The 26,880-nt window shown below is 72.5% G+C and carries 27 protein-coding genes; 10 read left to right on the top strand and 17 right to left on the bottom strand.

All coding sequences use genetic code 11. From position 1 onward, the window contains the following. Positions 1 to 10 precede the first annotated feature (10 nt). Genes ABFX81_RS17905 through ABFX81_RS17895 form a run of 3 tightly spaced genes read left to right on the top strand, consistent with a single transcriptional unit; the run spans position 11 to position 3,063 of the window. Positions 11 to 1,297, top strand: a complete 1,287-nt coding sequence (locus tag ABFX81_RS17905) for a magnesium transporter MgtE N-terminal domain-containing protein (RefSeq protein WP_086847249.1) — start codon at positions 11 to 13, stop codon at positions 1,295 to 1,297. Continuing rightward, positions 1,287 to 1,886, top strand: coding sequence for a DUF1003 domain-containing protein (locus tag ABFX81_RS17900; RefSeq protein ID WP_086847247.1), 600 nt, complete (start codon positions 1,287 to 1,289; stop codon positions 1,884 to 1,886). Before ABFX81_RS17905 ends, ABFX81_RS17900 begins: the two co-directional genes overlap by 11 nt. A 43-nt stretch (positions 1,887 to 1,929) precedes the next feature. Beyond that, complete coding sequence (locus ABFX81_RS17895) at positions 1,930 to 3,063, top strand: P-loop NTPase (RefSeq protein ID WP_086847245.1); 1,134 nt, start codon at positions 1,930 to 1,932, stop codon at positions 3,061 to 3,063. A gap of 133 nt (positions 3,064 to 3,196) precedes the next feature. Here ABFX81_RS17895 and ABFX81_RS17890 read toward each other — a convergent pair whose 3' ends face one another. From ABFX81_RS17890 to sigE, 5 genes are all read right to left on the bottom strand, one after another. Then, complete coding sequence (locus tag ABFX81_RS17890) at positions 3,197 to 3,868, bottom strand: hypothetical protein (RefSeq protein ID WP_346138313.1); 672 nt, start codon at positions 3,866 to 3,868, stop codon at positions 3,197 to 3,199. 233 nt (positions 3,869 to 4,101) lie between these two features. After that, positions 4,102 to 4,542, bottom strand: a complete 441-nt coding sequence (locus tag ABFX81_RS17885; RefSeq protein WP_086847243.1) for a sec-independent translocase — start codon at positions 4,540 to 4,542, stop codon at positions 4,102 to 4,104. A gap of 193 nt (positions 4,543 to 4,735) precedes the next feature. Next, entirely contained in the window at positions 4,736 to 6,598 is a 1,863-nt protein-coding gene (locus ABFX81_RS17880; protein ID WP_346138312.1) for a trypsin-like peptidase domain-containing protein, read from the bottom strand. A gap of 132 nt (positions 6,599 to 6,730) precedes the next feature. Next, positions 6,731 to 7,708 carry an anti-sigma factor family protein gene (locus ABFX81_RS17875; protein WP_346138381.1) on the bottom strand — a complete coding sequence of 326 codons (978 nt, stop codon included), beginning with the start codon at positions 7,706 to 7,708 and terminating at the stop codon, positions 6,731 to 6,733. A 68-nt stretch (positions 7,709 to 7,776) separates the two neighbouring features. Further along, positions 7,777 to 8,547 carry an RNA polymerase sigma factor SigE gene (gene sigE / locus ABFX81_RS17870; protein WP_229875547.1) on the bottom strand — a complete coding sequence of 257 codons (771 nt, stop codon included), beginning with the start codon at positions 8,545 to 8,547 and terminating at the stop codon, positions 7,777 to 7,779. Positions 8,548 to 8,709: 162 nt separating this feature from the next. On the opposite strand from sigE, the gene ABFX81_RS17865 reads away from it, so the two are divergent. Then, entirely contained in the window at positions 8,710 to 9,408 is a 699-nt protein-coding gene (locus ABFX81_RS17865) for an O-methyltransferase (protein WP_346138380.1), read from the top strand. 118 nt (positions 9,409 to 9,526) lie between these two features. Here the strand turns inward: ABFX81_RS17865 and ABFX81_RS17860 are convergent, their stop codons facing one another. Continuing rightward, positions 9,527 to 9,694 (bottom strand): DUF3117 domain-containing protein, encoded by a 168-nt coding sequence (locus ABFX81_RS17860; RefSeq protein WP_003966491.1) that lies wholly within the window; start codon positions 9,692 to 9,694, stop codon positions 9,527 to 9,529. Between the two features lie 385 nt (positions 9,695 to 10,079). On the opposite strand from ABFX81_RS17860, the gene chcB reads away from it, so the two are divergent. Beyond that, complete coding sequence (gene chcB / locus ABFX81_RS17855) at positions 10,080 to 10,883, top strand: 2-cyclohexenylcarbonyl CoA isomerase (protein WP_086840070.1); 804 nt, start codon at positions 10,080 to 10,082, stop codon at positions 10,881 to 10,883. A gap of 15 nt (positions 10,884 to 10,898) precedes the next feature. Here chcB and ABFX81_RS17850 read toward each other — a convergent pair whose 3' ends face one another. Together ABFX81_RS17850 and ABFX81_RS17845 are read right to left on the bottom strand one after the other, a co-directional pair. Continuing rightward, positions 10,899 to 11,483 (bottom strand): DNA-3-methyladenine glycosylase I, encoded by a 585-nt coding sequence (locus ABFX81_RS17850; RefSeq protein WP_086840072.1) that lies wholly within the window; start codon positions 11,481 to 11,483, stop codon positions 10,899 to 10,901. Further along, positions 11,480 to 11,881 (bottom strand): DivIVA domain-containing protein, encoded by a 402-nt coding sequence (locus ABFX81_RS17845; protein WP_086840090.1) that lies wholly within the window; start codon positions 11,879 to 11,881, stop codon positions 11,480 to 11,482. The genes ABFX81_RS17850 and ABFX81_RS17845 overlap by 4 nt, the downstream gene beginning before the upstream one ends. A gap of 135 nt (positions 11,882 to 12,016) precedes the next feature. Between ABFX81_RS17845 and folP the strand changes: the two genes are divergently transcribed. Next, entirely contained in the window at positions 12,017 to 12,877 is an 861-nt protein-coding gene (gene folP, locus ABFX81_RS17840; protein ID WP_086840074.1) for a dihydropteroate synthase, read from the top strand. 108 nt (positions 12,878 to 12,985) lie between these two features. Here folP and ABFX81_RS17835 read toward each other — a convergent pair whose 3' ends face one another. Further along, positions 12,986 to 13,744, bottom strand: coding sequence for an LOG family protein (locus tag ABFX81_RS17835; RefSeq protein ID WP_086840076.1), 759 nt, complete (start codon positions 13,742 to 13,744; stop codon positions 12,986 to 12,988). A gap of 118 nt (positions 13,745 to 13,862) precedes the next feature. Next, a complete protein-coding gene (dapE, locus tag ABFX81_RS17830; RefSeq protein ID WP_086840079.1) occupies positions 13,863 to 14,942 on the bottom strand; it encodes a succinyl-diaminopimelate desuccinylase in 1,080 nt (359 codons plus the stop codon). An 84-nt stretch (positions 14,943 to 15,026) separates the two neighbouring features. Here dapE and ABFX81_RS17825 point away from each other — a divergent pair, with 84 nt between their 5' ends. Then, positions 15,027 to 16,010: a VldE C-terminal domain-containing protein gene (locus tag ABFX81_RS17825; protein ID WP_086840081.1), complete on the top strand. Its 984-nt coding sequence runs from the start codon at positions 15,027 to 15,029 to the stop codon at positions 16,008 to 16,010. A gap of 341 nt (positions 16,011 to 16,351) precedes the next feature. Further along, positions 16,352 to 16,798 (top strand): ATP-binding protein, encoded by a 447-nt coding sequence (locus ABFX81_RS17820; RefSeq protein WP_086840083.1) that lies wholly within the window; start codon positions 16,352 to 16,354, stop codon positions 16,796 to 16,798. Positions 16,799 to 16,897: 99 nt separating this feature from the next. Here ABFX81_RS17820 and ABFX81_RS17815 read toward each other — a convergent pair whose 3' ends face one another. Together ABFX81_RS17815 and fdxA are read right to left on the bottom strand one after the other, a co-directional pair. Then, entirely contained in the window at positions 16,898 to 17,995 is a 1,098-nt protein-coding gene (locus ABFX81_RS17815; RefSeq protein WP_086840086.1) for a bifunctional succinyldiaminopimelate transaminase/glutamate-prephenate aminotransferase, read from the bottom strand. A 127-nt stretch (positions 17,996 to 18,122) separates the two neighbouring features. Then, complete coding sequence (fdxA, locus tag ABFX81_RS17810; RefSeq protein WP_010047804.1) at positions 18,123 to 18,440, bottom strand: ferredoxin; 318 nt, start codon at positions 18,438 to 18,440, stop codon at positions 18,123 to 18,125. Positions 18,441 to 18,580: 140 nt separating this feature from the next. Between fdxA and ABFX81_RS17805 the strand changes: the two genes are divergently transcribed. Both ABFX81_RS17805 and ABFX81_RS17800 read left to right on the top strand, forming a co-directional pair. Beyond that, complete coding sequence (locus tag ABFX81_RS17805; protein ID WP_086840088.1) at positions 18,581 to 19,597, top strand: GNAT family N-acetyltransferase; 1,017 nt, start codon at positions 18,581 to 18,583, stop codon at positions 19,595 to 19,597. Between the two features lie 30 nt (positions 19,598 to 19,627). Further along, entirely contained in the window at positions 19,628 to 20,479 is an 852-nt protein-coding gene (locus ABFX81_RS17800) for a transglutaminase family protein (protein ID WP_346138310.1), read from the top strand. Between the two features lie 52 nt (positions 20,480 to 20,531). On the opposite strand, the gene ABFX81_RS17795 is transcribed toward ABFX81_RS17800, so the two are convergent. From ABFX81_RS17795 to ABFX81_RS17775, 5 genes are all read right to left on the bottom strand, one after another. After that, on the bottom strand, positions 20,532 to 21,146 hold the full coding sequence (locus ABFX81_RS17795) for a response regulator transcription factor (RefSeq protein ID WP_317924946.1): 615 nt from the start codon (positions 21,144 to 21,146) through the stop codon (positions 20,532 to 20,534). Continuing rightward, positions 21,143 to 22,306 carry a histidine kinase gene (locus tag ABFX81_RS17790; protein ID WP_086853723.1) on the bottom strand — a complete coding sequence of 388 codons (1,164 nt, stop codon included), beginning with the start codon at positions 22,304 to 22,306 and terminating at the stop codon, positions 21,143 to 21,145. Before ABFX81_RS17790 ends, ABFX81_RS17795 begins: the two co-directional genes overlap by 4 nt. Next, positions 22,303 to 23,043 (bottom strand): ABC transporter permease, encoded by a 741-nt coding sequence (locus ABFX81_RS17785; protein WP_086853721.1) that lies wholly within the window; start codon positions 23,041 to 23,043, stop codon positions 22,303 to 22,305. Before ABFX81_RS17785 ends, ABFX81_RS17790 begins: the two co-directional genes overlap by 4 nt. Further along, the gene (locus ABFX81_RS17780; RefSeq protein WP_086853719.1) at positions 23,040 to 23,951 is read right to left on the bottom strand and encodes an ATP-binding cassette domain-containing protein; all 912 of its coding nucleotides are present in this window, start codon (positions 23,949 to 23,951) and stop codon (positions 23,040 to 23,042) included. Before ABFX81_RS17780 ends, ABFX81_RS17785 begins: the two co-directional genes overlap by 4 nt. Before the next feature lie 146 nt (positions 23,952 to 24,097). Then, positions 24,098 to 26,824, bottom strand: coding sequence for a peptidoglycan binding domain-containing protein (locus ABFX81_RS17775; RefSeq protein ID WP_346138309.1), 2,727 nt, complete (start codon positions 26,822 to 26,824; stop codon positions 24,098 to 24,100). Between the last annotated feature and the right edge of the window lie 56 nt (positions 26,825 to 26,880).

Raw genomic sequence — 26,880 nt, 5'->3', positions numbered from 1 at the left:
AGCCGCGGCCATGGCAGCGGGCGCCCCCCGGATCTTCGTATCGCACCTCTCCGGTGTCGCCGTCTTCGACCCCGCCGGCGACCAGGTGGGGCGTGTCCGCGATCTGGTCGTCATGCTGCGCATGGCGCAGCGGCCGCCGAGGCTGCTCGGCCTCGTCGTCGAACTCGCCACCCGCCGCCGCATCTTCCTGCCGATGACCCGGGTCACCGCCATCCAGTCCGGGCAGATCATCACCACCGGCGTGCTCAACGTCCGGCGCTTCGAGCAGCGGCCCACCGAGCGGCTGGTCTTCGGGGAGCTGCTGGACCGGCGCGTCACGCTCACCGAGACCGGCGAGGAGGTCACCGTCCTCGACCTGTCGGTGCATCAGCTGCCCGCCCGCCGGGAGTGGGAGATCGACCGGGTCTTCGTCCGCAAGGGCCGCAAGGGCAGTGCCTTCCGGCGCGCCAAGGGCGAGGCGCTGACCGTCGAGTGGACCGCCGTCACCGGCTTCTCGCTGGAGGAGCAGGGGCAGGGCGCCGAGAACCTGCTCGCCACGTTCGAGCAGCTGCGCCCCGCCGACCTGGCCAACGTCCTGCACCACCTCTCCCCCAAGCGCCGGGCCGAGGTCGCCGCCGCCCTCGACGACGACCGGCTGGCCGACGTCCTGGAGGAGCTCCCGGAGGACGACCAGATCGAGATCCTCGGCAAGCTGAAGGAGGAGCGCGCCGCCGACGTCCTGGAGGCCATGGACCCCGACGACGCGGCCGACCTGCTGGGCGAACTGCCGACGGAGGAACAGGAACGGCTGCTGAGCCTGATGCAGCCCGGCGACGCGGCCGACATGCGGCGCCTGATGTCGTACGAGGACCGCACGGCGGGCGGTCTGATGACCACCGAGCCGATCGTGCTGCGCCCCGACGCCACCGTCGCCGACGCCCTCGCCCGCGTGCGCAACCCGGATCTCTCCCCCGCCCTGGCCGCCCAGATCTACGTCTGCCGGCCACCGGACGAGACGCCGACCGGCAAGTACCTCGGCACGGTCCACTTCCAGCGCCTGCTGCGCGAGCCACCGCCCTCCCTGGTCAGCTCCATCGTGGACAGCGACCTGCAACCGCTCGACCCCGACGCGGACCTGCCCGCGATCGCCGGGTTCTTCGCCACGTACGACATGGTCGCGGCGCCCGTGGTCGACGAGGCCGGCTCGCTGCTGGGCGCGGTGACCGTGGACGACGTCCTCGACCACATGCTCCCGGAGGACTGGCGGGAGACGGAGTTCCACCTGGACGAGGAGGAGGTGGCGACCGATGGTTCCTGAGCGCGAGACCCTGCGCGAGCGCACGCCGGCCGGCTCCACGGCCGCAGGCCGGCCGCGCACCGCCCGCCTCGACCAGCCCGGAGTGCCCAGGCGCCGGATCCTGCCCGAGTACGACCCGGAAGCCTTCGGACGGTTCTCGGAACGCATCGCGCGCTTCCTCGGCACCGGGCGGTTCCTGGTCTGGATGACGGCCGCCATCATCCTGTGGGTGGCCTGGAACACCCTCGCCCCCCGCGACCTGCGCTTCGACGAGTACCCGTTCATCTTCCTGACCCTGATGCTGTCGCTCCAGGCCTCCTACGCCGCCCCGCTGATCCTGCTCGCGCAGAACCGGCAGGACGACCGCGACCGGGTCAATCTGGAGCAGGACCGCAAGCAGAACGAGCGGTCGATCGCGGACACCGAGTACCTGACCCGCGAGGTCGCGGCCCTGCGCATCGGCCTGGGCGAGGTCGCCACCCGCGACTGGATCCGCTCGGAACTCCAGGACGTGGTCAAGGAACTGGAGGAGCGGCACAACGGCCACCGTCACGGCTCGGTCGTATTCCCGGCGGAACGGTCACCGGGACGTGACGCAGACGACCGCTGACAGCCTTTCCTACGCAACGGTACGGCGCCGTACCATCGACCCTATGGCTACGGAAGACGCGGTGCGCGAGGCACTGGCGACGGTGAACGACCCCGAGATCCACAAGCCCATCACCGAACTCGGGATGGTCAAATCCGTGGAGATCGGCGCGGACGGGGCGGTCGCGGTCACCGTGTACCTGACGGTCTCGGGCTGCCCGATGCGCGACACGATCACACAGCGCGTGACCGACGCGGTCTCCGCGGTCGAGGGCGTGACCCGCGTCGACGTCACCCTGGACGTGATGAGCGACGAGCAGCGCCGTGAACTGGCCTCCGCCCTGCGCGGCGGCCAGACCGAGCGCGAGGTCCCCTTCGCCAAGCCGGGGAGCCTGACCCGCGTCTACGCGGTCGCCTCAGGCAAGGGCGGCGTGGGCAAGTCCTCGGTGACGGTGAACCTGGCGGCGGCGATGGCGGCCGACGGCCTCAAGGTCGGTGTCGTCGACGCCGACATCTACGGTCACAGCGTGCCCCGCATGCTGGGCGCCGACGGCCGGCCCACCCAGGTCGAGAACATGATCATGCCGCCGTCGGCGAACGGCGTGAAGGTCATCTCCATCGGCATGTTCACGCCGGGCAACGCCCCGGTCGTCTGGCGCGGCCCGATGCTCCACCGCGCCCTCCAGCAGTTCCTGGCGGACGTGTACTGGGGCGACCTGGACGTCCTCCTGCTGGACCTGCCGCCCGGCACGGGCGACATCGCGATCTCCGTGGCCCAGCTGGTCCCGAACGCCGAGATCCTGGTCGTCACGACCCCTCAGCAGGCCGCTGCCGAGGTCGCCGAGCGCGCCGGTTCCATCGCCGTGCAGACCCACCAGAAGATCGTCGGCGTGGTCGAGAACATGTCCGGCCTGCCCTGCCCGCACTGCGGCGAGATGGTCGACGTCTTCGGCACGGGCGGCGGCCAGGCGGTCGCCGACGGCCTGACCCGCACGACCGGCACGAACGTCCCGGTCCTCGGCAACATCCCCATCGACGTCCGCCTCCGCGAGGGCGGCGACGAGGGCAAGCCGGTGGTCCTGACGGACCCGGACTCCCCGGCGGGCTCGGCCCTGCGGGCGATCGCGGGCAAGCTGGGAGGCCGGCAGCGGGGCCTGTCGGGCCTGTCCCTGGGGATCACTCCGCGGAACAAGTTCTGATCGCTGCGCCGCTGGGGGCAACGCCCTCAGGGCGCGGGGAACTGCGCGAACAACCACAGACGACCCGCAGCCGCCCCTGGATGCTGTGCCCCTACGGCGAAGGGGCGCCGAACCGAACCCGGCGCCCCAAAACTCACGCGTACGCGGCGATGTCCTTGACCACGGCGAAGCCGAGACCGTACGCACTCATGCCACGCCCGTACGCGCCCACGTGGACACCCGCCGAAGTCGACCCGGCCAGCACCCACCCGAACTCCAACTCCCGGTAGTGGAACGCCGTCGGCACACCGTCCACCGGCAACGACAACGTCGACCAGTCGGAGCCGTCGAGGTCATCCGCCAGCGCCCACGCCGTCTCCGTCTGCTGCTCCAGCCAGTCGTCCCGCAGGGAGTGGTCCATCTGCCCGGGCCAGGTGAAGGACAGCAGCCCCACACCCGCGAGCCACGCCGCCGAGGAGACCGATGTCGCCTCGAGCAACCCCGTGCCGTCCGGACTGCGCCGTGAGGGACTCGCCGCCACGGTCACCACGACCGCGAACTTCTCCTTGGCCTCCTGATCACCACCGGCGGCATGCTCGTTGCGCACCGAGGGCTCGTCACCGTGCCCGATCGACCCGTGCTCCACGGCTCCGTCGGCCGCCGTACCGACCTGCATCAGCCAGCGCGGCCCCGTGAACGCCTCGTCGAGGCCGTACCACGGGAAGGGCGCGCGCAGGTAGCCGTCGACCGTACGCCGGGCGGAGGGGAACTGTTGTCCGCCCTCCGCGGCCGGCGCCTGTGCGACTGCCCGACTCGTCGTCTCCATATGCCCGGACGCCTCCTCGCTCTCGTCGGGCCGGAACGGCCCGCCCCCCTTCGGGCGGCGTTGCTGCTCCAGTACGGCCCGCCCATCAACTCGGCAGCATAGCCACACCGCCGCGAGCAGCAGGGAAACCGCCCGGCGCGTGGGCCGCACGGGCGCCTCGTTCAGGCCCTACACAGCCCGACCGGAGTATGAAACGCGTCACGCGCCGGGGAGCGTACGCCCCGGTGTGTCGCTCAGGTGGCGTCCGCGTCGAAGGGCGGCCGGTCGTCCCGGTCAGGGAGCTCGGGCTTCTTCGTCATGTCGATACGGCCGCCGGACGAGCCGGAGGACGACGAGGAGGACGTGTCGGAGTCACGGCCGTGGACGGCGTCCGTGACCTCGGCCATCTCCTTCTTCAGGTCGAAGCCGTTGCGGATCTCCTTGAGCCCCAGGTCCTCGTTGTCCAGCTGCTTGCGGATGAACGTCTTGGGGTTGAGGTCCTCGAACTCGAAGTCCTTGAACTCCGGGCCCAGTTCCTCCCGGATGTCGTGCTTGGCGCTCTCCGAGAACTCACGGATCTTCCGGATCGTGCGCGTCACGTCCTGGATGACCTTGGGGAGCTTGTCCGGACCGAAAACGAGCACGGCAAGGACGATGATCGTCACCAGCTCGAGTGGTCCTATGTCATTGAACACCTGAAGCTCCTTGCGATGTCCTCGGTCCTCGGCCCTCAGTGGTCATGGGGGTCTTGCCGTGGTCCGGGCCGGATCCACGGTACCCGGCGATCCTGTCCGACCGGTACTGTCCCGAGCGCTCCGAGTGCGGGGAGTGGGAGCGCTTTCCCGAACGTTTGCCCTTTTCACCCCTGTACGTCCCGGACATCACGACTCAGCTGCCGCCGGAGGATCCTAGGACGAGCGAGACCGTGCGCTCCTTGCCCGCGCGCTCCACGGTCAGCTCCAGGCGGTCGCCGGGGCGGTGGGCACGTGTCTTGACGATCAGTTCCTCGCCGGAGTGGACGCGTTGCCCGTCGACCTCCGTGATGACGTCGCCCGCCTTGATGCCGGCCTTGGCGCCCGGACCGCCCACGGTCACCGGGGGTCCGCCCTCGCTGCCCTCGGCGGCGACGCGGGCGCCGTCGCCCGTGTAGTCCATGTCGAGAGTGATGCCGATCACCGGGTGGGTCGCCTTCCCGGTGTTGATCAGCTCCTCGGCGACCCGCTTGCCCTGGTTGATGGGTATGGCGAAGCCGAGGCCTATCGAGCCGGACCGGCCGCTGTCCAGCTCGGAGCCGCTGTCCGCCGACCGGATGGCGGAGTTGATGCCGATGACCCGGGCCTCGGCGTCGAGCAGCGGACCGCCGGAGTTGCCCGGGTTGATGGGCGCGTCGGTCTGGAGGGCGTCGACGTACGACACGTCGCTGCCGTCGCCCTTCTCGCCGCCCGCCGTGATGGGCCGCTGCTTGGCGCTGATGATGCCGGAGGTGACGGTGCCGGCCAGGTCGAAGGGCGCGCCGATGGCCACGACCGGGTCGCCGACCTGCACGTTGTCCGAGTTGCCGAGGGGCAGGGGGGTGAGCCCGCGCACGCCCTTCACCTTCACGACGGCGAGGTCGTAGCCGCTGTCCCGGCCGACGAGCTCGGCCTCGGCGGTCTCCCCGCCGTGGAAGGTCACCGTGATCTCACCGGTGGATCCGGCGGACTGCACGACGTGGTTGTTGGTGAGGATGTGCCCTCGGGTGTCGAGCACGAAGCCGGTGCCCGTGCCCTGCTCGCCGGAGCCGCTCACGTGCAGGGTGACCACGCTGGGCAGGGCCCGCCCGGCGATCCCCGCCACACTGTCCGCGTCCCGCGCGGCGGACTCCTTCCCGGCCTGCGGCAGCTCGACCGTGCCGACGCCGCCGTTCCTCTCCAGATACGTCCCTGCGACGCCGCCGACGCCCCCGGACACGAGCGCGAGCAGCACGGCGGCACCGATCAGCGCCGTCCTGCCCCGCCGGCGCCGCTGCTCCGTGCTGGGCACCCCGGCGCCGTTCTGCTGGAGAGGGCCGTGGCCGCCCGGGGGCACGGGGGCTGCCCAGGGGTCGTAGCGCTGCCACGGGTCGGGTGCGGGGGCCGCGGGCCGGGCGTCGGCGTGGACGGCTGCGGCGGGCACCGGCGTGGGGGCGCTGGGGGGCGGCAGGGGCGCGGCCGGCCCGGGGACGCCGGGAGGCGCCGCCGGTGTCCCCTGCGGCGGCGGCACGGACGTGCCGGGCATGGCCGGCCGGTCCGCCGTCGTCACGCCGTGCGCCGGTGTCGCCGCCGGGTGCTGCACCGGCGGCGCGGGCGCCCAGGGGCCGGGTTCGCCGTAGGGCGGCGTGCTGTACGGGTCGGGATCGTGCAGGGGCTCGGGGGCACCGTCGGCCGGCACGGCGGAGGCGGCCTCCACGGCCTTCTCCGCCGCCACCGCGCTCCCGGCAGGTCCGCCCTGGGCCGGCACGGCGGACGTGGCGGGAACGCCGTCCTCGGCGCCCACGGGCATCCCCGCGGGCACCCCGGCGGGCTCGCCGTCGGCCGGTACCGGCTCGGGGCGCCTCAGCTCGTAGTCGCCACCGTCGTCGGCCTGCCGCGCAGCGGGCCGCGCCAGCTCGAAGTCGCCGTCGGTGTCAGCCAGATCCCCCGGGGCCGGCCCCGCACTCTCCGGCTCCCCCGACAGGCCTTGCGGCCGAGGACGGCTCCACCACTTGGCCTTCGTGGGCTTCCCCTCGTTCATGCTCTCCCCACAGCCGCGGCACGGCTCGACGGCGGTAGCCGCAGTTCGTCGAATCGGCGCCACGGCCACGCCTCGGCCGCGGGCGCCATCCCCGGATTCAATCAGGTCCGCTCGCCGCCGCGCAGCGGCCGGTCAGCGGGCCGTTCGGGAGGAGCCGGGAGAGGAGGGGGACGAGGTCGTGTCCGGGAGGGGCACGGCGAACAGGGGCGCCGCGATCTCGGGGACCGCGGACCACGAGCTCAGAGCGGCCGGCGGGGCCCCCTGGAGCGGACCTATCAGCGGGGACATGGCGGCGGCACCGGCCATCACCGGGGCGGCCAGCGCGTGGACGGCGTGCTGCCCCGCGGCGGAATGCGGCACACCCGGCAGCAGGGGGGCGGACACCTCGGTCGGAGCGACCGGGGTGCGGCCGAGCGCGCTCTGGCCGTGCACCTGCCCGAGCAGCGGCCCCGTACCGCGGCGCCGCTGGGACTCGGGCTGAGCCGCGGCGCCCGTGCCCTGTGTGCGCATCGGTGTCACGTTGCTCCCCGTGCCGGAGCCACCGCGGGCCTCCGTGTCGGTCGGGGTGCCGGCGGTGACGCCGCCGAGCGCGAGCGCGGCCAGGGAGACGGCTCCGGCGGCCGCGAAGGCGAACCGCAGCCGCGAGGAGGATCTCTCGGGCTCGTGCCGGCCGACGTCGTGGATACGGAAGCCCCGGCCGCCCGCAGGGAGGCCGCGGCCATCGGACGGCAGGCCTCGGTCGCCCGAGGGGAGGCCCTGGTTCCCCGCGGAGGACGGCAGCACGGGGACGTGCGGCCGGGCCGGGACGTAACCGAACTCGAACCGGCCGCCGCGCTTCGCTCCGAAGACCCCGGACGATCCGAACCGTCCGGCCGGTCCCCCGGGCAGCCCTGCCCCGCCCGGCGGTGTGGCATCACCGTCCGGGCCGCCGCCCGCGGGTAGTCCCTGCAGGCGGGCCAGGAAACTCTCGGAGGGGGGCGGCGGAGCCGCCTCCGCGAAGACGTTCTTCAGCCGGCGCTGGGCGTCCACCTCCGCCTTGCACTTCGGGCAGGTGGCCACATGCGCCAGTACGCGCTCACGCGCGTCATGACCGAGCTCTCCGTCGACCAGGGCGGAGAGTCGGTCTCCCAGGTGCTGCTCTGCGAGGTGTCCCTCGGAAGCTTTCGGCCGTGATCCGCTCACGCGCTCGCGCCCCCTCCTCCCAGTGCGGGAACACGGGGCACGAAGGAGCGGCGCTCGGCACGCGCCTCCGGGGAGCGGTGCGCGAGGGCCTTGCGCAGCTGGGAGCGGCCACGGTGGATGCGCGACCGGACCGTGCCGAGCTTGACGCCGAGGGTCGCGGCGATCTCCTCGTACGACAGTCCCTCGATGTCGCACAGGACGACCGCGGCGCGGAACTCGGGGGCGAGGGTGTCGAGGGCCTGCTGGACGTCCGCGTCGAAGTGCGCGTCGTTGAAGACCTGCTGCGGCGAGGGCTCCTTGCTGGGCAGCCGCTCGGCCGCGTCCTCGCCGAGCGCGTCGAAGCGGATGCGCTGCTTGCGGCGGACCATGTCCAGGAACAGGTTCGTGGTGATGCGGTGCAGCCAGCCCTCGAAGGTGCCCGGCGTGTACGTCGACAGGGAACGGAAGACACGGACGAAGACCTCCTGCGTGAGGTCCTCGGCATCGTGCTGGTTGCCGGTCAGGCGGTAGGCGAGCCGGTAGACCCGGCCGCTGTGCGTGCTGACGATCTCCTCCCACGTGGGCGGAGTCCACGCCTGCCCGTCCGCGTCGGTGGTGAAGGTCGCGGTCTGGGCGAAGTCAGCGGCGTGGCTGTGGTCAGCAGTGTCGTTCACGGATGTCGGCCTGCCCGCCGATGTGAAGAAGCGCCGGAGCACTCCTCCCCTATCCACAGGCGCAGCCGCACCTCCCCTGTCAGCTCTGGTGGTGTCCAGTGGAGCCCCTACCATAGCCACCTCGCCCGTTAGGACCGGATAAGCGGTTTTACGAGAATTTGATCTGGGCTGATACGCCTCGTACTGCTGCGTCGGCACTTGCTCGGCGCCTCGATCCACTGCCTGCCCCCCGTCACGAACCGCGCCACTCGCTCATCCCCTTAAACGACCGGTCCCATCTGCGGGTTCCCGGGCCCAACGGATACAGTCACGCCCAGGCATTCACGGGGACAGGAGAGGGTCATTACCGGCAACCGGCAGACGAGCTGGGCGTTCGCCGACGCCTATGTCGCCGAGGACGACGCGCTGCGCTGGGCCCGCGACCGGGCCCGTGAGGCGGGTCTGCGCTCGGTGTCGCCCGGCACGGGCGCCGCGCTGCGGTTGCTGGCCGCCTCCGTCGACGCCAAGGCCGTCGCGGAGATCGGGACCGGCTGCGGTGTCTCCGGCATCCACCTCCTGCACGGTATGCGCCCGGACGGTGTTCTGACCACCGTGGATCCCGAGCCGGAGCACCAGCAGTTCGCCCGCCAGGCCTTCCGCGCCTCCGGCTTCGCCAGCAACCGGGCCCGCTTCATCCCCGGCCGCGCCCTGGACGTGCTGCCGCGCCTCGCGGACGCCGGCTACGACCTCGTCTTCTGCGACGGCGATCGCCTGGAGGTCATGGACTACCTCGCTGAATCGTTGCGGCTGCTGCGCCCCGGCGGACTGGTCGTCTTCGAGGGCGCCTTCGCGAACGGCCGGACGGTGGACTCCGGTCCGCAGCCGACCGAGGTGCTGCGGCTGCGGGAGCTGCTGCGCGCGGTGCGCGAGAGCCAGGAACTGCTGCCGTCCCTGCTTCCGGTGGGCGACGGGCTGCTGTGCGCGGTGAAGCGGTAGCCGGGCAGCACGTTAGCCGGGCCGAACCCGGGGCAGGCGAGTGACATCGGTGAGAAAACAGCCGCCCCGGCACCTCATGTGATGCCGGGGCAGCTGAAAGGGTATGGTCGCTCGCGCGTCAGCCGACGACCTTCTTGAGGGCATCGCCCAGGGCGTCGGCCTCGTCCGGGGTCAGCTCGACGACGAGCCGACCGCCGCCTTCGAGCGGAACTCGCATGACGATGCCCCGCCCCTCCTTGGTCACCTCGAGCGGGCCGTCACCCGTCCGCGGCTTCATGGCCGCCATGCTCGTTCCCCTTCCTGAAACCCAGCTCATCGTCAAGGCCGACGGACCCCTGAAGAAGGGCACAGTGCGGTCCTTGAGGCAGGACACGCGACACCGGCATCGAACACATTGCTTCCAAGCCATTATCCCGCATCTCAGGACCCGATGACCAACATCAGTCGGCATCGCTTGGGCAACGCACGCGAGCAAAACCACTCAATTCGGCGATGTGACTGCGATACTCCGCCACCGCACACACTTCCGCCGAACGGATCCGGACGAGAATTCTTTGACGCAGGTCACATGTCCGGTCCGATCACCCGTCCGCGATCTCCGTCATGCTGTCCTCAGACCTGGGACGTACCGGCCGGTACGTCCCCGAGCGGCGACACGGAGGGGATACCCCATGGCCGACACCGTGCTCTACGAGGTGAGCGACGGACTCGCGACGATCACGCTGAACCGCCCGGAGGCGATGAACGCGCTGAACGTGGCGGCCAAGGTCGCCCTGCGGGAGGCGGTCCGGTCCGCGGCGGACGACACCGCCGTACGGGCGGTGCTGCTGACCGCCGCCGGTGACCGGGCGTTCTGCGTCGGGCAGGACCTCAAGGAGCACATCGGGCTGCTGGCCGAGGACCGGGAGACCGGTTCCGGGCAGACCATGAGCACGGTGCGGGAGCACTACAACCCGATCGTGCGGACGCTGACCGAGGCCGCGAAGCCGGTCGTCGCCGCCGTGAACGGGGTGGCGGCCGGGGCGGGCTTCGGCTTCGCGCTCGCGGCGGACTACCGGATCGTGGCGGACACGGCCGCGTTCAACACCTCGTTCGCCGGGGTGGCGCTGACCGCCGACTCGGGGGTCTCCTGGACGCTGCCACGCGTGATCGGCCCCGGGCGGGCGGCCGACCTGCTGCTCTTCCCGAGGAGCATCAGCGCGCAGGAGGCGTACGAGCTCGGCATCGCCAACCGGCTGGTGCCGGCCGGCGAGCTGCGCGCGGAGGCCGAGAAGGTGGCACGGGCGCTGGCCGGGGGGCCGACGGTGGCGTACGCGGCGCTGAAGGAGTCGATGGCCTACGGGCTGACGCACTCCCTGGAGGAGACCCTGGAGAAGGAGGACGAGCTCCAGACCCGGGCGGGCTCCTCAGAGGACCACGCGATCGCGGTGCAGGCCTTCGTCAACAAGGAGAAGCCCCGGTACCTGGGGCGCTGACCCGCCGCGACGGCATCAACTGCGACGCGCGACGCAGGCCTGGAGGTGGTCGTCGACCAGTCCGCAGGCCTGCATCAGCGCGTACGCCGTCGTCGGGCCGACGAAGCGCAGGCCCCGCTTCTTCAGCGCCTTGGACAGGGCCGTCGACTCGGGTGTGACGGCCGGGACGTCGGAGAGCGCCTTCGGGACCGGGCGGGTGCCCGGCTCGGGGGCGTGCGACCAGATCAGCTCGTCCAGTTCGCCCGGGGCCCACTCGGCCAGGGCGCGCGCGTTGGCGAGCGTCGCGTCGATCTTGGCGCGGTTGCGGATGATTCCCGCGTCGGCCAGGAGGCGCTCGCGGTCCTCGTCGGTGAAGGCGGCCACCGAGGCGATCTTGAAGTCGGCGAAGGCGGCGCGGAAGCCGGGGCGGCGGCGCAGGATCGTGATCCAGGACAGGCCCGACTGGAAGGCCTCCAGGCTGAGGCGTTCGAAGAGCGCGTCGTCGCCGTGGACCGGGCGGCCCCACTCCTCGTCGTGGTACGCCACGTACTCCGCGGCGGACAGGGCCCAGGGGCAGCGCAGCGCGCCGTCCGGCCCGGCGAGAGCGACGCCGTCACTCATGGCCGGTCCTCCTGGCGCGGGGCGGGCTTGTCCATGGACACGTGGTTCTCCGCGGCGGTGTGGTTCTCCCTGGACACCGGGCCGTGGGTGCCGGCCGCCCGGGCGCCCGCCAGGGCCGACTCCAGGTCGGCGATGCGGGCGTCCCGCTCGGCGAGCTCGGCGCCGAGGCGGCTGAGGGCGTCGTCCACGTCCGCCATGCGGTAACCGCGGGCGGCGAGCGGGAAGCGGAGGCTCTCCACGTCGGCACGGTCGACCGGGCGGTCCGGGGGCAGCGGGTCCCGCAGCCGCTCGGGGGCGGCCTCGGGCAGCGGGCCGTTCTCGCCGCCGCCCACCACGGCGAGGGTCACCGCGGCGACCACGACGGCTAGCGCGACGACCAGGAACAGGAACATAACCATCGCGGAGCCCCCACGGTCGGATGTGTCGGTGTCTTCGGACACGGATGGTGTCAGGCTCCGATCGTGCCATGCGACGGTGACAGTTAGGGTCGCAGGCGGCGGAAGACGGGGACGTACCAGGAAGGGTCACAGCGGATGCTCAGGCTGGGCAGGCGGGAATTCGGGCCGCACGAGCCGGTGATCATGGCGATCGTGAACCGGACCCCGGACTCCTTCTACGACCGGGGCGCGACCTTCCGCGACGAGCCGGCCCTCGCGCGCGTGGAGCAGGCGGTGGCCGAGGGAGCCGCGATCATCGACATCGGCGGCGTCAAGGCCGGGCCGGGCGAGGAGGTCACGGCCGAGGAGGAGGCCCGGCGGACGGTCGGTTTCGTCGCTGAGGTGCGGCGGCGGTTCCCGGACGTGATCATCAGCGTCGACACGTGGCGGGCCGAGGTCGGGGCGGCCGTGTGCGAGGCCGGGGCGGACCTGCTGAACGACGCGTGGGGCGGGGTGGATCCGGGGCTTGCCGAGGTCGCCGCGCGGTACGGCGTGGGGTTGGTGTGCACGCACGCGGGGGGCGCGGAGCCGCGGACCCGGCCGCATCGGGTGGAGTACGACGACGTCATGGCCGACATCCTGGACGTCACGGTCGGGCTGGCCGAGCGGGCGCTGGCGCTGGGCGTACCGAGGGAGTCGATCTTGATCGATCCCGGGCACGACTTCGGGAAGAACACGCGGCACAGTCTGGAGGCGACCCGGCGGCTGGGGGAGATGGTCGCCACGGGGTGGCCGGTGCTGGTGTCTTTGTCCAACAAGGACTTCGTGGGGGAGACGCTGGACCGGCCCGTGAAGGAGCGGGTGGTCGGGACCTTGGCCACGACTGCGGTGTCGGCGTGGCTGGGGGCGCAGGTGTACCGGGTGCATGAGGTCGCGGAGACGCGGCAGGTGCTGGAGATGGTCGGGGCGATCGCGGGGTGGCGGGAGCCTGCGGTTGCCCGGCGTGGGCTGGCCTAGGCCGCTGGCCTGAGGTACCAGGGGGCTCCCCCCTGGACCCCCGGACCTATGCCCACCCGCCACCCGAATCACTCGGCCAATCACTCGGCCAAGAAGCCCGGCTCGCCTCTACCTGCCCGCTTCCTTCGACACCAGTGCCACCGCCTCGTCGACGTCGTCCGTGACGTGGAACAGGAGGAGGTCCTTCTCCGCGGCCTTGCCCTGGGCGATGACCGTGTGGCGGAGCCAGTCGACCAGGCCGCCCCAGTACTCGCTGCCGAAGAGAACGATCGGGAAGCGGGTGACCTTCTGCGTCTGGACGAGGGTGAGGGCCTCGAAGAGTTCGTCGAGGGTGCCGAGGCCGCCGGGCAGCACGACGAAGCCCTGGGCGTACTTGACGAACATCATCTTCCGGACGAAGAAGTAGCGGAAGTTCAGGCCGATGTCGACGTACGGGTTCAGGCCCTGCTCGAACGGCAGCTCGATGCCGAGGCCGACCGAGATGCCCTTGGCCTCCAGGGCACCCTTGTTGGCCGCCTCCATCGCGCCCGGGCCGCCGCCCGTGATGACCGCGAAGCCCGCGTCCACCAAGCCCCGGCCCAGCCGGACACCCGCCTCGTACTCGGGCGAGTCCGCCGGAGTCCGGGCCGATCCGAACACGCTGATGGCGGGCGGGAGTTCGGCGAGCGCACCGAAGCCCTCGATGAACTCCGACTGGATGCGCAGCACGCGCCAGGGGTCGGTGTGCACCCAGTCGGACGGGGCGCGCTCGTCCAGCAGCCGCTGGTCGGTGGTGCTGGCCTGCACCTGCCCCCGCCGCCGGAGGACCGGGCCCAGGCGCTGTTCCTCCGGCGGCTGCTTCTTCCCCTCGGGGTTGCCGGTCGCCATGTGCGCTCCCTCCGTCGTGCCGGTCGTTCCGCCTCAGCGTAGATCTACGCGGGTTACGAACGAGGGACGTGAGCATGTCCGCGATCGAGCGCCGTAAACACGATGGCGTTCCCGCCGGTCAGGCCGTCAGCCAGGTCCGCAGGCGCTCCTCGCCCGCGAGGACCTTCGCGATCTCCACGCGCTCGTCCCGCTTGTGCGCCAAGTGGGGGTTGCCCGGGCCGTAGTTGACCGCGGGGACGCCCAGGGCCGAGAAGCGGGACACGTCCGTCCAGCCGTACTTCGGCATCGGGGTGCCGCCCACCGCCTCGATGAACGCCTTCGCCGCCGGGTGGGACAGGCCCGGCATCGCGGCCGAGCTGTGGTCGACCACCTCGAACTCGTCCACGCCGCAGTCCGCGAAGACCTCCCGGACGTGGGCCACGGCCTCCTCGGGCGTGCGGTCGGGCGCGTAGCGGAAGTTGACGGTGACGACGCACTCGTCGGGGATGACGTTGCCGGCCACTCCCCCGGCGATGCCCACCGCGTTGAGGCCCTCGCGGTACTCCAGGCCGTCGATGACCGGCCACCGCGGCTCGTAGGAGGCCAGGCGGGCGAGGATCGGAGCCGCCGCGTGGATCGCGTTGGACCCCATCCAGCCGCGCGCCGAGTGGGCCCGCTCGCCCTTGGTCTTCAGCAGCACCCGCAGCGTGCCCTGGCAGCCGCCCTCGACCTGGCCGTCCGACGGTTCCAGGAGGACCGCGAAGTCGCCCTGGAGCCACTCGGGGTGCGCCTCGGAGACGTGCTTGAGGCCGTTCAGCTCCGCGGCGACCTCCTCGTTGTCGTAGAAGACGAAGGTCAGGTCGCGGTTGGGAGCCGGGACCGTGGCCGCGATGCGCAGCTGGACCGCGACGCCCGACTTCATGTCGCACGTGCCGCAGCCCCACAGGACGCCGTCCTCGTCGAGCCGGGAGGGGACGTTGTCCGCGATCGGGACGGTGTCGATGTGACCGGCCAGGATCACCCGCTCCGGGCGGCCCAGGTCCGTCCGCGCCACGACGTTGTTGCCGAACCGCTCGACCGTCAGGTGGGGCAGCGCGCGCAGCGCGGTCTCGATCGCGTCCGCGAGCGGCTTCTCGGTGCCGCTCTCGGAACGGAAGTCGACGAGCCGGGCGGTGAGCTCCGCGGCGTCCAGCGAGAGGTCAAGAGAGGTGTCGGCCATGCCGTCGACCCTAACGCGCCAGGCCTGTGCACACTGTCCACACCCGTCACGAGGCACTCCGTACTCTCCAGTACCTTGTACGGCGTGCCAGAGCCGTCCTCTCCCCCCAAGCGTCGCGGCCGCCTCTTCCGATGCGGGTCCGCGTTCGTGATCCTGCTCGCGATCGCCGGTTACCTCGTGGTGCAGTACGTCACCGGAGGCACAGGCGAACCGGGCTGCAAAGTCGTCTCCGGCAAGGGCGACGGGGCGTCGTACGAGTTCACGCCCGAGCAGGCGGTGAACGCGGCGACGATCGCCGCCGTGGGTGACGGACGCGGCCTGCCCGAGCGGGCCGTGACCATCGCGCTGGCGACCGCGCTCCAGGAGTCGGCCCTGCGCAACATCAACCATGGCGACCGGGACTCGCTCGGCCTGTTCCAGCAGCGGCCCTCGCAGGGCTGGGGCACGCCGAAGGAGATCATGGACCCGACGTACTCGGCCGGCGAGTTCTACGACCACCTGGTCAAGGTTCCCGGCTACACGCGGCTGCCGCTCACGGTCGCCGCGCAGCGCGTGCAGCGCAGCGGTTTCCCGCAGGCCTACGCCAAGCACGAGCCGGACGCGGCGCTGCTCGCCGCGGCGCTCACCGGGCAGTCCGCGGCCACGCTGACCTGCGAGGGCCGCCCGGCCGCGACCCGGGCGACGGGCCCGGACGGAGTGCGTGCGGCGCTCGTGCGGGACTTCGGGCGCGATGTGCTGGAGACGGCCGGTGCGGAGGTGGGCCGCTCGCCGGCGGCCACGCCGACGCCGACCCCGAGCGCTGCGGGCGGGTCCGGCGGGCGGACCGTGACGCTGCCGGTGACCGACGGGACGAGTTCCGCCGACGGACGGAGTGTGGAGCAGCGCGGCTGGCAGCTGGCGCACTGGGCCGTGGCCAATGCCTCCGAGCTGCACATCGCGCGCGTCACGTACGCGGGACGGGAGTGGGTCGCCGGGAACACCGCCAGCGAGTGGCGGGACGCCGCGGCGAAGGGCACGGCGGGTGCGGAACGGGACGCGGACGCCGTCCGTATTGTCACGATGCGATAGATCGGGCAGGAGTACGGGAACTCACCCGTGAGGGTTGCCCGCGCGGCTCTGCTGCGACGGTGTGTTCAGGTTTCCACCCCCTCACCCAGGGTCCGTGAAAGCCTTGGGGGCAAAGGGCTGGATGGATTCGGCGGCCTTTCCGGCGGGTGCCTTTTCGCCCGTTTTTCCGCAGCCGATTATGCGACGCATTGCCAACTCTTTACGTTGCGGCGCCGCAACCTTCGAGGGCTTCGAGCGGTAGTCACTGCGTCCGAGGCGGGGCGATCAACAGCCAGTCGATCAACTCCCGGACCCGGTCGGACACTTACGAACCACACTGTTCTCTCCGTCGAAGGAGCACCATGTCCCTCCCCCTGACCCGCCGGATCGCCCGTGCCGCGCTGATCGTCGCTGCGGGAGCGGCTGCCGGGGTCGGTGCGGCCGGCTCCGCCAGTGCGGCCCCCGAGCTGCCGGCCAACCCGAACCTCGGCGGGCTGACCGCCCTGGACGGGGCGAACGTCGGCAACACCGTCGACGGCGCGGCGCAGGACGTCACCAAGTCCGCGGGTGACACCGGCGGCAAGACCGTCAAGAAGGCGGTGCCGGCTGCGGGCAAGATCGGCGGCAAGACGGTCAAGAAGACCACGCCCCTCGCGCAGAAGGCGGCCGGTGACGCGGCAGGCTCCGCCGGGCAGCTCGTCGGTGACGCGGCTGGTTCGGCGTCGGGGGGTCTGCCGACGGACTCCCTGACGAAGGGTGGGGTGCCGTCTGCGGGCTCGCTGCCGGCGAAGGGCCTGCCGGTCGGCTGACACCGGGCTTTACCGCCGAAGGGGTCCAGGGAGCTTCCCTGGACCCCTTCGGTTCGTTCCGGCACCGGCCGAACGACTGGCCGCCACAGCGGCAGCCCGCTACCGGCTCAGCCGGTCCACCGCCGCCCGTACCCGCTCGTCCGTCGCCGTCAGAGCCACTCGGACGAACTGCGCGCCAGCCGGGCCGTAGAAGTCGCCCGGGGCCACGAGAATGCCTCGTTCGGCCAGGTGGGCCACCGTGTCCCAGCAGGACTCGCCCCTCGTGGCCCACAGGTAGAGGCTGGCCTCGCTGTGCTCGATGCGGAAGCCGTGGGCGAGGAGGGCCTCGCGCAGGAGGGCGCGGCGGGCGGCGTAGCGCTCGCGTTGGACGCGGACGTGGTCGTCGTCGCCGAGGGCCGCGATCACCGCCGCCTGGGTCGGTGCCGACGTCATCATGCCGCCGTGCTTGCGGATCTCCAGGAGAGGAGCCAGGACCGCGGGGTCGCCGGCCAGGAACGCCGCCCGGTAGCCGGCCAGGTTCGAGCGCTTGGAGAGGCTGTGGACGGCGACGATGCCCTCGTACGAGCCGCCGTTGACGTCCGGGTGCAGCACCGAGACCGGCTCGGCCTCCCAGCCCAGCTCCAGGTAGCACTCGTCGGAGAAGAGCAGCACACCGTGTTCGCGGGCCCAGGCGACGATCCGGGTGAGCTCCGCCTTCGACAGGACCTTGCCCGTCGGGTTGGACGGGGAGTTCAGCCAGAGGAGCTTCAGGCCCTCGGGGTCCAGCTCCGTCGGGTCGTCGTAGACCTCGTACTCGGCGCGTGCCAGCCGGGCGCCCACCTCGTACGTCGGGTAGGCCAGGCGCGGGTGGGCCACCCGGTCGCCGGGGCCGAGGCCCAGCTGGGTGGGGAGCCAGGCGACGAGTTCCTTGGAGCCGACGATCGGCAGGACGTGACGGTGGGTGACGTCCTGGGCGCCGAGGCGGCGCTCGACCCAGCCGGTGATCGCGTCGCGCAGCTCGGGCGTGCCCCAGACGGTCGGGTAGCCCGGGGAGTCCGCCGCGGCGACCAGCGCCTTCTGGATCAGCTCGGGGACCGGGTCGACCGGGGTGCCGACCGACAGGTCCACGATGCCGTCCGGATGGGCGGCGGCCGTGGCCTTGAACGGCGTCAGCTTGTCCCAGGGGAAAGTGGGGAGACGGTCGGAGACTGCGGACACGGTTTCTGGCTCACTTTCTGGTGCGGACGAGCCGTCGCGGCAAACGCCTCGGCCCCGTACGGCGACCAGGGCGTGATCGGGCCGTACGGGACCGAGGCGGCACGGATGTGCGGGCCGCTCGCGGTGACTAGGCCTGCGGCGGCAGCGCGGCGATGAAGGGGTGGTCGCGCTCGATCAACCCCAGCTTGCTGGCGCCGCCGGGCGAGCCGAGCTCGTCGAAGAACTCGACGTTCGCCTTGTAGTAGTCCTTCCACTCCTCCGGAGTGTCGTCCTCGTAGAAGATCGCCTCGACCGGGCAGACCGGCTCACAGGCACCACAGTCGACGCATTCGTCCGGGTGGATGTACAAGGACCTGGAGCCCTCGTAGATGCAGTCGACCGGGCACTCCTCGATGCACGCCTTGTCCTTGACGTCGACACAAGGCTGCGCGATGACGTAGGTCACGCTGTCGTTCCTCCTCGATAGGGCGCTGGCGGGCCTCCTCAGGCTCCGCCGCCTGGCGCGCGGGAGCGCGGCGTCGTCGATGCCCACTCCTAGTATCTCCGTTCCTGGGCATGATCCGAACAGGAGGGGTGAACCGACCAGTGGAAATATCTGCCGCCGGGCGACTCGAGGTCCGTATCACCGCTGCTGACGTGGGCAAACGGGTCTCCGTACGGAGCATGATCGAACATGCGGCTCCGGGTGAGAAGTTCACCGACACGGTCGGGATTCTCACATCATGGGACAAAGGTGTGTTGCTGATCACACGCAAGGGTGGGGAGAGCGTCCGCATCGCGGAATCCACGCTGGTCGCGGGCAAGGTCGTACCCACCGCTCCGGCGCGTCGCCGTGGTCCGGCCGCCTCCTACGAGGAGCTGGCCCGGGTCGCCGCGCGGGCCTGGCGGCCCGTGGAGAGCGAGCGGCTCGGGGACTGGGAGCTGCGGGCCGCGTCGGGGTTCACGCGGCGGGCCAATTCGGTGCTGCCGCTCGGTGACCCGGGCATGCCCCTGGACGAGGCCCTCGACGCCGTCCGGCGGTGGTACGCCGAGCGTGGCCTGCCCGCCTACGTCCAGACCGCGACCGGTGCCGATGGCACGCAGGAGCTGCTGTGCGCGGAGCTGGAGGCGCGGGGCTGGGTGCGGGAGGTGACCGCCGGGATGTGGGTCGGGCCGCTGGCGCCGGTCGCCGACCTCGCCGAGCCGTCGGGGGTCGCGCTGTCCCGGGAGGCCGACGAGGCGTGGCTGGCCCGGTACCAGCGCAAGGGCCTGAGCGAGGTCGCGCTGCGGGTGCTGGGGGGAGGGCCTTCGGTGTGGTTCGCGACCTTGCCCGGTGCCGCGGAAGGGGCCGCTCCGGCCGCCATCGGGCGGTGTGTCGTCGACGGGCGGTGGGCCGGGTTCGCCGCCGTCGAGGTCGACCCGGATCTGCGGCGGCAGGGGCTGGGCACGGGCGTGATGGCGGCGCTGGCCCGGCGGGCACTCGACGAGGGCGCGTCGGCCGCGTGGCTCCAGGTCGAGGCCGAGAATGAGGGAGCGCGGGCGTTGTACGCCGGGATGGGTTTCGCCGCGCACCACGCCTACCACCACTACCGGGAGCCGGACGACCGCGACTCCGGCCGGTAACCGATCGTCGTGAGAGGGCACGAGCCAGCTATGCGTCCCCCGTATCCCCCGCCCCCCGAGCGTTCCGCCGAGCTGCGGCGGCGGTTCGCCGAAGAGGCCCGGTCCGAGCGGCCCGATCTGTCGACGCTGTGCCTGCTGGTGGGCGCGGAGGCGGACGGCGCGCTGGACGATGCGGGCATGGACACCGCGCAGGTCGAGCTGGACCGGCTGGCCGGGCTGCTGCCGTACCGGCCCGGCGGGCCGCAGGCGTGGGCGGTCGCCCTGCGGGAGCTGCTCGGGGACCGGATGGGCTTCCACGGCGCCCCGGCCGACTACCAGCGCCTGGAGTCGTCGCTGCTGCACGAGGTGCTGGTGCGGCGGCGCGGACTGCCGATCCTGCTGTCCGTGGTGTGGATGGAGGTGGCCCGGCGGGCCGGGGCGCCGGTGTACGGAGTGGCTCTGCCCGGGCATTTCGTGGTCGGCTTCGGGCCCGACGAGGGGCAGGTGCTCGCCGATCCGTTCGACGGGGGGCGGGTGCTGACGGGGGCGGACGCCGAGTTGCTGGTGGCCGGGGCGACGGGGACGCACCTTGATCCGTCGATGCTGCGGCCGGCCGATCCGCTGGACGTGGTACTGCGGATCCTGAACAACGTGCGGGCGTGGGCGGCGGCCCGCCCTGAGCGGTCGGATGTGGCGTTGTGGGCGGTCGAGTTGTCGTTGCTGTTGCCCTCGCATCCGGCCCGGCTGCGGTACGAGCGGGCGCAGTTGCTGGTGGGGCGGGGAGATTTCCTGGGCGGGGCCGTGGAGTTGGAGGCCTATGCGGAAGTGGTGGGGGCGGTGGATGAGGGGGCCGCTGAGCGGGTACGGGGGGAGGCTCACGCGGCCAGGGCGATGTTGAACTGATGCCTTCTCGCCGTGGCTGTCGACACAGCCCCGCGCCCCCAGGAAAGTCGGTCTACAACCAGCCTTTTTCGTGGGCTGCCCGGACCGCTTCCGCTCGGTTTCTCACTGCCAGTTTCTGGATCGCGGTGGAGAGGTAGTTGCGGACCGTGCCCTGGGAGAGGTGCAGGGTCGTGGCCAGTTCCGCGTTGGTGGAGCCGTCCGCCGCTGCCCGGAGGACTTCCCGTTCGCGGTCCGTGAGGGGGTTGGCGCCTTCCGCCAGGGCCGCCGCCGCGAGGGTGGGGTCGATGACGCGTTCGCCGGTGAGGACCTTGCGGATCGCCTCGGCGAGTCGCGCGGCGGGGGCGTCCTTGACCAGGAAGGCGTCGGCGCCGGATTCCATGGCGCTGCGGAGGTAGCCGGGGCGGCCGAAGGTGGTGAGGACGACCAGCTTCACCGCCGGGAGTTCCTCGTGCAGGCGGGCCGCGGCCTCGATGCCCGTCGCGCCGGGCATCTCGATGTCCAGGAGGGCCACGTCGACGGCGTGTGCGCGGGCCGCGTCGAGGACCTCGTCGCCGCGGGCCACCTGGGCGACGACCTCGATGTCCGCTTCCAGGCCGAGCAGGGCGGCCAGGGCCTCGCGGACCATCGACTGGTCCTCGGCGAGCAGGACCTTGATCGGGCGGCTCATGCCGGGGATCCTACGTCCGCCCGGCCGGCCGAGGGCACGCGGGCGACCAGGCGGAAGCCCTGCCCGACCGGGCCCGCCTCCAGGGTGCCGCTCGCCGTCGTGAGGCGCTCGTGGAGGCCCGTGAGGCCGTTGCCGTAGCCGTCGCCCGCGCCCGAGCCGTCGTCCTCGACGGTGAGTTCGAGCACCGGGCCGTCGAGGGTCTGGCGGTGCAGGAGCTCCACGGTGCAGCGGCGGGCGCCGCTGTGCCGTACGACGTTGGTGACCGCCTCGCGCAGCGCCCAGGCGAGGGCGGTCTCGCTCTCCTCGGGAACAACGGTGAGGTCGGGCTCGGCGGGCAGGTCGGCGGTGACGCCGGCCGCGGTCAGGGCGACCCCGGCGCCGGCGAGTTCGGCGCTCAGTCGGGGGCGGCGGTAACCCGTGACGGCCTCGCGTACGTCGACGAGGGCCTGGCGGCTGACCCGCTCGATGTCGGCGACCTGCCGGGCCGCCTTGTCGGGGTGGTCGGGCAGCATGCGGCCGGCCAGCTCGCTCTTGAGGGTGATCAGGGAGAGCGAGTGGCCGAGCAGGTCGTGCAGGTCCCGGGCCAGGCGCAGGCGTTCCTCGTTGGCGGCGAGCTGGGCGACGGTGGCGCGGGCCTCGCGCAGGGCGATGGTGGTGCGTACGAGTTCGCGTACGCCGGTCATGGCGAAGCCGCCGAGCAGGGCCGGGATGAGCAGGCCGGCGAGGAAGGAGTTGCCGCCGTGCGTCGCGAGCGCGACGGCGGTCAGCAGCGCGCACGCGGCCGGGATCGTCCAGCGGGCCATGCGCAGGGGCAGGGCCGCCCCGGACGCGATCGACACATAGACGAACAGCACCAGCCACTCGCGGCCCAGCGTGAGGGCGAGGAGCGTGGACTGGGCGGCGAGCACGCCGAGCGAGCCGAGCACCACGGCGTTGCGCTCGCCGCGGCCGGTGCGGAAGACCAGCAGCATGTACCAGGTGACGAAGGCGGCCAGGCCGATCCAGCCGAGGACGCGCACGCCCGCGCTGTGGCCTCCGTGCAGCAGGTCGGTGACGGGTGCGCTCAAGTACACCAGCCAGATTCCCGTCCACAGCGCCTTCACCGCCCGCTGCCTGCGGTTCACGGGGCGCTGTCCCATGCCGAACCCGACGCCGCTCACGCCTTCAGGGTGTCCTTCCGGTACAGCCAGGCCGCGCCGCCCGCGAACAGGGCGAAGGACACCACGAGGACGACGAGGTCCTGGACGTGCGGGGCGCGGCTCTGCTCGATGGCCTGCCCCAGGGCAGCGTACGCGTGCGTGGGGAGCCACTTCGCGATGTCCTGGAGCCAGTCCGGGAACGTCGTCGTCGGCATCCACAGGCCGCCCAGCATCGACAGGCCGAAGTAGGTGATCATCGTGATCGGACGGACCGCGTCGCCGCTGGCCAGGTAGCCGAGGGCGACGCCGAGCGCGGCGAAGACGAGGCTGCCGGCCCAGATCGCGCCGGTGAGGGCGAGCCACTGCCAGGCGTCCAGGCGAACGTTCTTCACGGCCGCCGCGACGACGAAGACGATGACGATGGACGGCAGGCTGACGACGGCGGCGCTCGCGGTCTTGGCGAGGACGTAGCCGCGGCCCGGCAGCGTGGTCAGGCGCAGCTGCCGTACCCAGCCGCCCTCGCGTTCCTTGGCGATGCGTTCGCTGTTGCCCATGAGGACGGCGGTGAGGGCGCCGAAGGAGGCCATCGACACCATCATGTAGGTCGGGAGGGTCAGGCCGGTGCCGGGGATCTTCGTGCTGCTGTCGGCGTTGCCCGCGATGAGCAGGAACAGGACCGACGGGTAGATCACGGAGAAGAACAGGAACTTGCGGTTGCGCAGGGCTCGGGTGAGTTCGAGCCTGATCAGGCTGTTCACTTCGCCTTCGCCTCCTCGGCGGTCGTGATCGCGACGAAGGCCTGCTCCAGACCGAGCCCGGCGACTTCGAGGTTGCGGGGGTAGAAACCGAGGCCGTAGAGGGCGTGGACGGTGGCGTCGGCGTCGGTGGACTGGATGCGGACGGTCCGGCCGGACACCGCCAGGGAGGTCAGGAAGGGCAGGCCGCGCAGGGCTGCCTCGTCGACGGTGCCCGCCAGGTCGAAGGAGACCCGGCGGGCGCCGGCCTTGGCCTTGATCTCGGCGGCCGTGCCGTCGGCGAGGAGCCGGCCGCGGTGCAGGACCAGGACTCTGTCGGCGACGGCGTCGGCCTCTTCGAGGTAGTGGGTGGCGAAGAGGACGGTACGGCCCCGGTCGGCCTGCTCGCGCATGGTGGCCCAGAAGGCCTGGCGGGTGGTGACGTCCATGCCGGTGGTGGGCTCGTCCAGGACGATGAGGTCGCTGTCGCCGGCGGTGGCGAGGGCGAAACGGACGCGCTGGGCCTGGCCGCCGGAGAGCTTGTCGACCCTGCGCCCGGCGATCTGCTCGATGCCCGCGCGGGACAGGACCTCGGAGGGCCGGTACGGCTTCGGGTGCAGGTCGCAGGCGAGCCGCACCAGTTCGGCGACCGTGACCTCGTCCATCAGCCCGCCGCTCTGCAACATGGCGCCCACACGCCCGGCGACGATGGCGTCCCGGGGGCTGGTGCCGAAGAGACGGACCGTGCCGCTGTCGGGCTTCTTGAGGCCGAGGAGCAGGTCGAGGGTGGTGGATTTGCCGGCGCCGTTGGGACCGAGCAGCGCCACGGTCTGGCCCGGGCACAGGGCCAAGGTCAGTCCGTCCACCGCCCGGACGGCGGCGTATGCCTTGCTCACCTGGTCGAACGCGACCACCGGGGCTGTCTTTGTCATGCGGTCATGGTGACCTCGGGGGTGCCGGTGCGGGCAGTGCCGGGCGTCCGGAGTGCCGCATGACAGTTGTCATGCCTCTCGGGTGACAGCGCCGAAAGCCCCTGCCCGGCGTGGGCAGGGGCTTCGGGCGGCCGGGCGGCCGGAGGTCAGCTCGGCTTGATGTCGATGACTCCGACGCGCTCCGCCGGCGTCTTGCCGCGCAGGGCCTTGCGCAGCGCGCTGACGACGTCCTGCGGCGTGACGTCCCGCTTGCCGCTCGCACCCTCGATCTGCACGCCCTGGAAGGTGGTGCCGTACGCCTCCCGGAGCGCCTTGAGGTCGTACGTGTCCACCAGCTTGCCGTCGACGGCCTTGAAACCGAGGATCTTCGGCAGGGACACGGGGCCGAAGTCGATGCTGTGCGCCGCGTCCGTGCGAACGGTGGCGAGGTCGGACATCGCGGGCTGCGCGAACTCCTTCAGCATCCGGTCGACCTCGGCGTTCGAGACCGTCGGCTGCCGGGTGGTGGTCGGGAGGCTCACCGTGCCGGCCGTGCCGGTCTCCACCTGGGAGCGGTAGGCCTCCTCCACCGCCGTCGTCGATTTGGCGACGTCGATGCCCTTGCCCACCTTGCCGTACACGGGGACGGCCTTGCCGCCCTCGAACTTGATGGTGCCGTCGCTCGCCGAGCCGGAGCCGCCGGCCGCGTCCTCCAGGGAGGCGTGCAGCTTCTCCTCGTCGACGGGCATGACGGGCTTGACGACCCGGTGGTTGCCGAACAGCGAGCCGATCACGGAGACCGGGTTGTAGTCGCTCTTCGCCGCCGAGTCGGCCGTGGCGTCCATGTCGAACTGGAGGCCCGCGTTGTCCGGGTCGAGGGAGACGGTCTTGCCGTCCACCGACAGCTTCAGCGGCTTGCCCACGCGGTCGTCGAAGGCGTCGTCGAGTTTCTTGACCGCCCCGTCACGGGTCGTGCCGCCGATGTCGACGCCGAGCACGGTGGTGCCCTTGGGCACGTCGGTGCGGTTCATCAGCAGGCCGGCGCCGTAGACGCCACCGGCGGCGACCACCACGGCGGCGGCGAGCAGCACGAGCTTGTTGCGCCCCTTCTTCTTCGGCGCCTTCGAGGAGCTCGCCGGGGGCGGGGAGACCGGCTCGGGCAGCTTCGGGGCCGTGTGGGGCGCCGGGCCGTCGCCGGGCGCGCCCGGGCCGAACGGCGAGGCCGCGCCGGGCGGTACGACCGGGATGCCGCTGGTGACGGTGTGTCCGGAGACGTTGTCGTGCCGGGGGCCGTAGCCCTGGCCGTCCGGCGGCTCGGGGGCCGGCTTCTGCGGCGTGAGGATGGCGGTGTCGTCGCTCATCCCGCCGCCGGGGCCGGGGCCTGCGGCGCCGTGGCCGGTGGGAGCGGCAGCGCCGGGGGCGCCGCCGAGGGGGCTGCCGGGGCCACCGGGACCCGAAGGGGCGCCGGGCTTGCCCGTACCGCGGGGGCCGCCAGGGCGTCCGGGGTTGGCCGCACCGGCGGGTCCGCCGGGTCCGCCCGTGCCAGCGGGGCCGCCTATGGCTCCGGGACCGGCCGGTGCGCCGGGGCCGCCCGGCCGACCGGGTTCGTTGAAGGCGCCGGGGCCGCCGGGCGTGCCGGGGCGACCGGGCTCGTTGAAGCTGCCGGGGCCACCGGAGCGGCCGGGCTCGTTGAAACCGCCGGGACCGCCGGGGCCACCCGGCTCGCTGAAGGCGCCCGGGCCACCGGAGCGACCAGGCTCGCTGAAGCCGCCAGGCCCGCCGGGACCACCGGGCTCGTTGAAGGCGCCGGTGCCGCCAGGGCCACCCGGCTCGTCGAAAGCGCCAGGCCCGCCGGGGCCGCCCTGCTCGTTGAAGCCGCCCGGTCCGCCGGGGCCGCCCGTCGGCGGGATCATCGGTGCGTCCCCGGTGACCGGACCGCCCGTCGGGCCGGCCGGGCCCTGCGTGCCGGGGCCGCCCGCGTCGCCGAAGCCGCTGGGCGCGCCCTGGCCGCCCTGCCCGCCGTAGCCGCCCTGGCCGTTCTGTCCGCTCTGGCCGCTCTGGCCGCCGAGGCGGTCGTTCTCCGAGAAGTACGGCAGGTCGTCGCGGCGCGTTTCGCCGCCGTCGGTGCCCGGGCCGGGACGCGAACCGTTGCCGAGCGGGCCCGCCGCCAGGGCCTCGGTGACGTCGAAGGAGCCGGTGCCGCCGCCGTGCCCGGGCGCGACGGGGCCGCCGGTCGCGCCGCCGGGGAGCCCCGCACCGTTCGTGCCGCCGGACCGGGAGCCGCCCGGCCTGCTCATGGAACCGACCACGCCTCCCGGCCGCCCGGCACCGGAGCCGCCCGCGGCGGGGCCGCCCGAGCCGGTACCACCGGCGCCCGGACCACCCGCGCCGGACCCGCCCGCCGCCGGACCCGAACCGCCCGGCAGACCGGCCCCGTTGGTGGAGCCGCTCCCCTGACCGGGCTTGCCCGAGCCGGACTTGCGGGGCGCGAACCAGTCGCTGGCCGGCTTGTCATCGCCGGACTGGGCGGACTGGCCGGGCTCGGCGGGAGGCTCGACGGTGCCGGTGCCCCTGGGCGTGGCGGCGCCCGGAGCCGTCGCGTCGTTGCCCGCGCCGGCGCCCGACCCGGTACCGGTGTCGCCGGAGCCCGCCGCGTCCGCGACGGGCTTGCGCACCACCACGGGCGGAATGGGCCGTGACCCGGGGATGTTGATCCGGATCCGGGTCGTCAGCGTGGTCTCGGTCTTGCGTTCCTCCGGCCGCGTGGCCGAACGGCCCGCTTCCGTACCGCTGTCGGAGACCGTCGGGGTCCCGTACGGCGGCGTGCCCGACGGGTAGGCGGCTCCGCCGCGCCCGTTGGGCCCGGAGGACGGAGTGTCAGTTTCACGACTCAAGGCAGGTTCTCCCGGTTGGCTCCGCCGCCCGACACAACCTCACGCGGGCGGCTCGG

Source organism: Streptomyces coeruleofuscus (assembly GCF_039532725.1).
GTDB classification, from domain to species: Bacteria; Actinomycetota; Actinomycetes; order Streptomycetales; family Streptomycetaceae; genus Streptomyces; species Streptomyces coeruleofuscus.
This window is presented reverse-complemented; position numbering and strand designations above follow the sequence as displayed.

Coding starts and splice junctions, on each gene's coding strand:
- ABFX81_RS17780 (WP_086853719.1), bottom strand. CDS start 23,951: ATGACAAAGACAGCCCCGGTGGTCGCGTTCGACCAGGTGAGCAAGGCA.
- ABFX81_RS17795 (WP_317924946.1), bottom strand. CDS start 21,146: ATGAGCCGCCCGATCAAGGTCCTGCTCGCCGAGGACCAGTCGATGGTC.
- ABFX81_RS17800 (WP_346138310.1), top strand. CDS start 19,628: ATGCGTCCCCCGTATCCCCCGCCCCCCGAGCGTTCCGCCGAGCTGCGG.
- ABFX81_RS17860 (WP_003966491.1), bottom strand. CDS start 9,694: ATGGCGGCCATGAAGCCGCGGACGGGTGACGGCCCGCTCGAGGTGACC.
- ABFX81_RS17845 (WP_086840090.1), bottom strand. CDS start 11,881: ATGGTTATGTTCCTGTTCCTGGTCGTCGCGCTAGCCGTCGTGGTCGCC.
- ABFX81_RS17890 (WP_346138313.1), bottom strand. CDS start 3,868: ATGGAGACGACGAGTCGGGCAGTCGCACAGGCGCCGGCCGCGGAGGGC.
- dapE (WP_086840079.1), bottom strand. CDS start 14,942: ATGGCCGACACCTCTCTTGACCTCTCGCTGGACGCCGCGGAGCTCACC.
- folP (WP_086840074.1), top strand. CDS start 12,017: ATGCTCAGGCTGGGCAGGCGGGAATTCGGGCCGCACGAGCCGGTGATC.
- ABFX81_RS17895 (WP_086847245.1), top strand. CDS start 1,930: ATGGCTACGGAAGACGCGGTGCGCGAGGCACTGGCGACGGTGAACGAC.
- chcB (WP_086840070.1), top strand. CDS start 10,080: ATGGCCGACACCGTGCTCTACGAGGTGAGCGACGGACTCGCGACGATC.
- ABFX81_RS17835 (WP_086840076.1), bottom strand. CDS start 13,744: ATGGCGACCGGCAACCCCGAGGGGAAGAAGCAGCCGCCGGAGGAACAG.
- ABFX81_RS17900 (WP_086847247.1), top strand. CDS start 1,287: ATGGTTCCTGAGCGCGAGACCCTGCGCGAGCGCACGCCGGCCGGCTCC.
- ABFX81_RS17850 (WP_086840072.1), bottom strand. CDS start 11,483: ATGAGTGACGGCGTCGCTCTCGCCGGGCCGGACGGCGCGCTGCGCTGC.
- ABFX81_RS17820 (WP_086840083.1), top strand. CDS start 16,352: ATGTCCCTCCCCCTGACCCGCCGGATCGCCCGTGCCGCGCTGATCGTC.
- ABFX81_RS17905 (WP_086847249.1), top strand. CDS start 11: ATGGCAGCGGGCGCCCCCCGGATCTTCGTATCGCACCTCTCCGGTGTC.
- ABFX81_RS17880 (WP_346138312.1), bottom strand. CDS start 6,598: ATGAACGAGGGGAAGCCCACGAAGGCCAAGTGGTGGAGCCGTCCTCGG.
- sigE (WP_229875547.1), bottom strand. CDS start 8,547: ATGGTAGGGGCTCCACTGGACACCACCAGAGCTGACAGGGGAGGTGCG.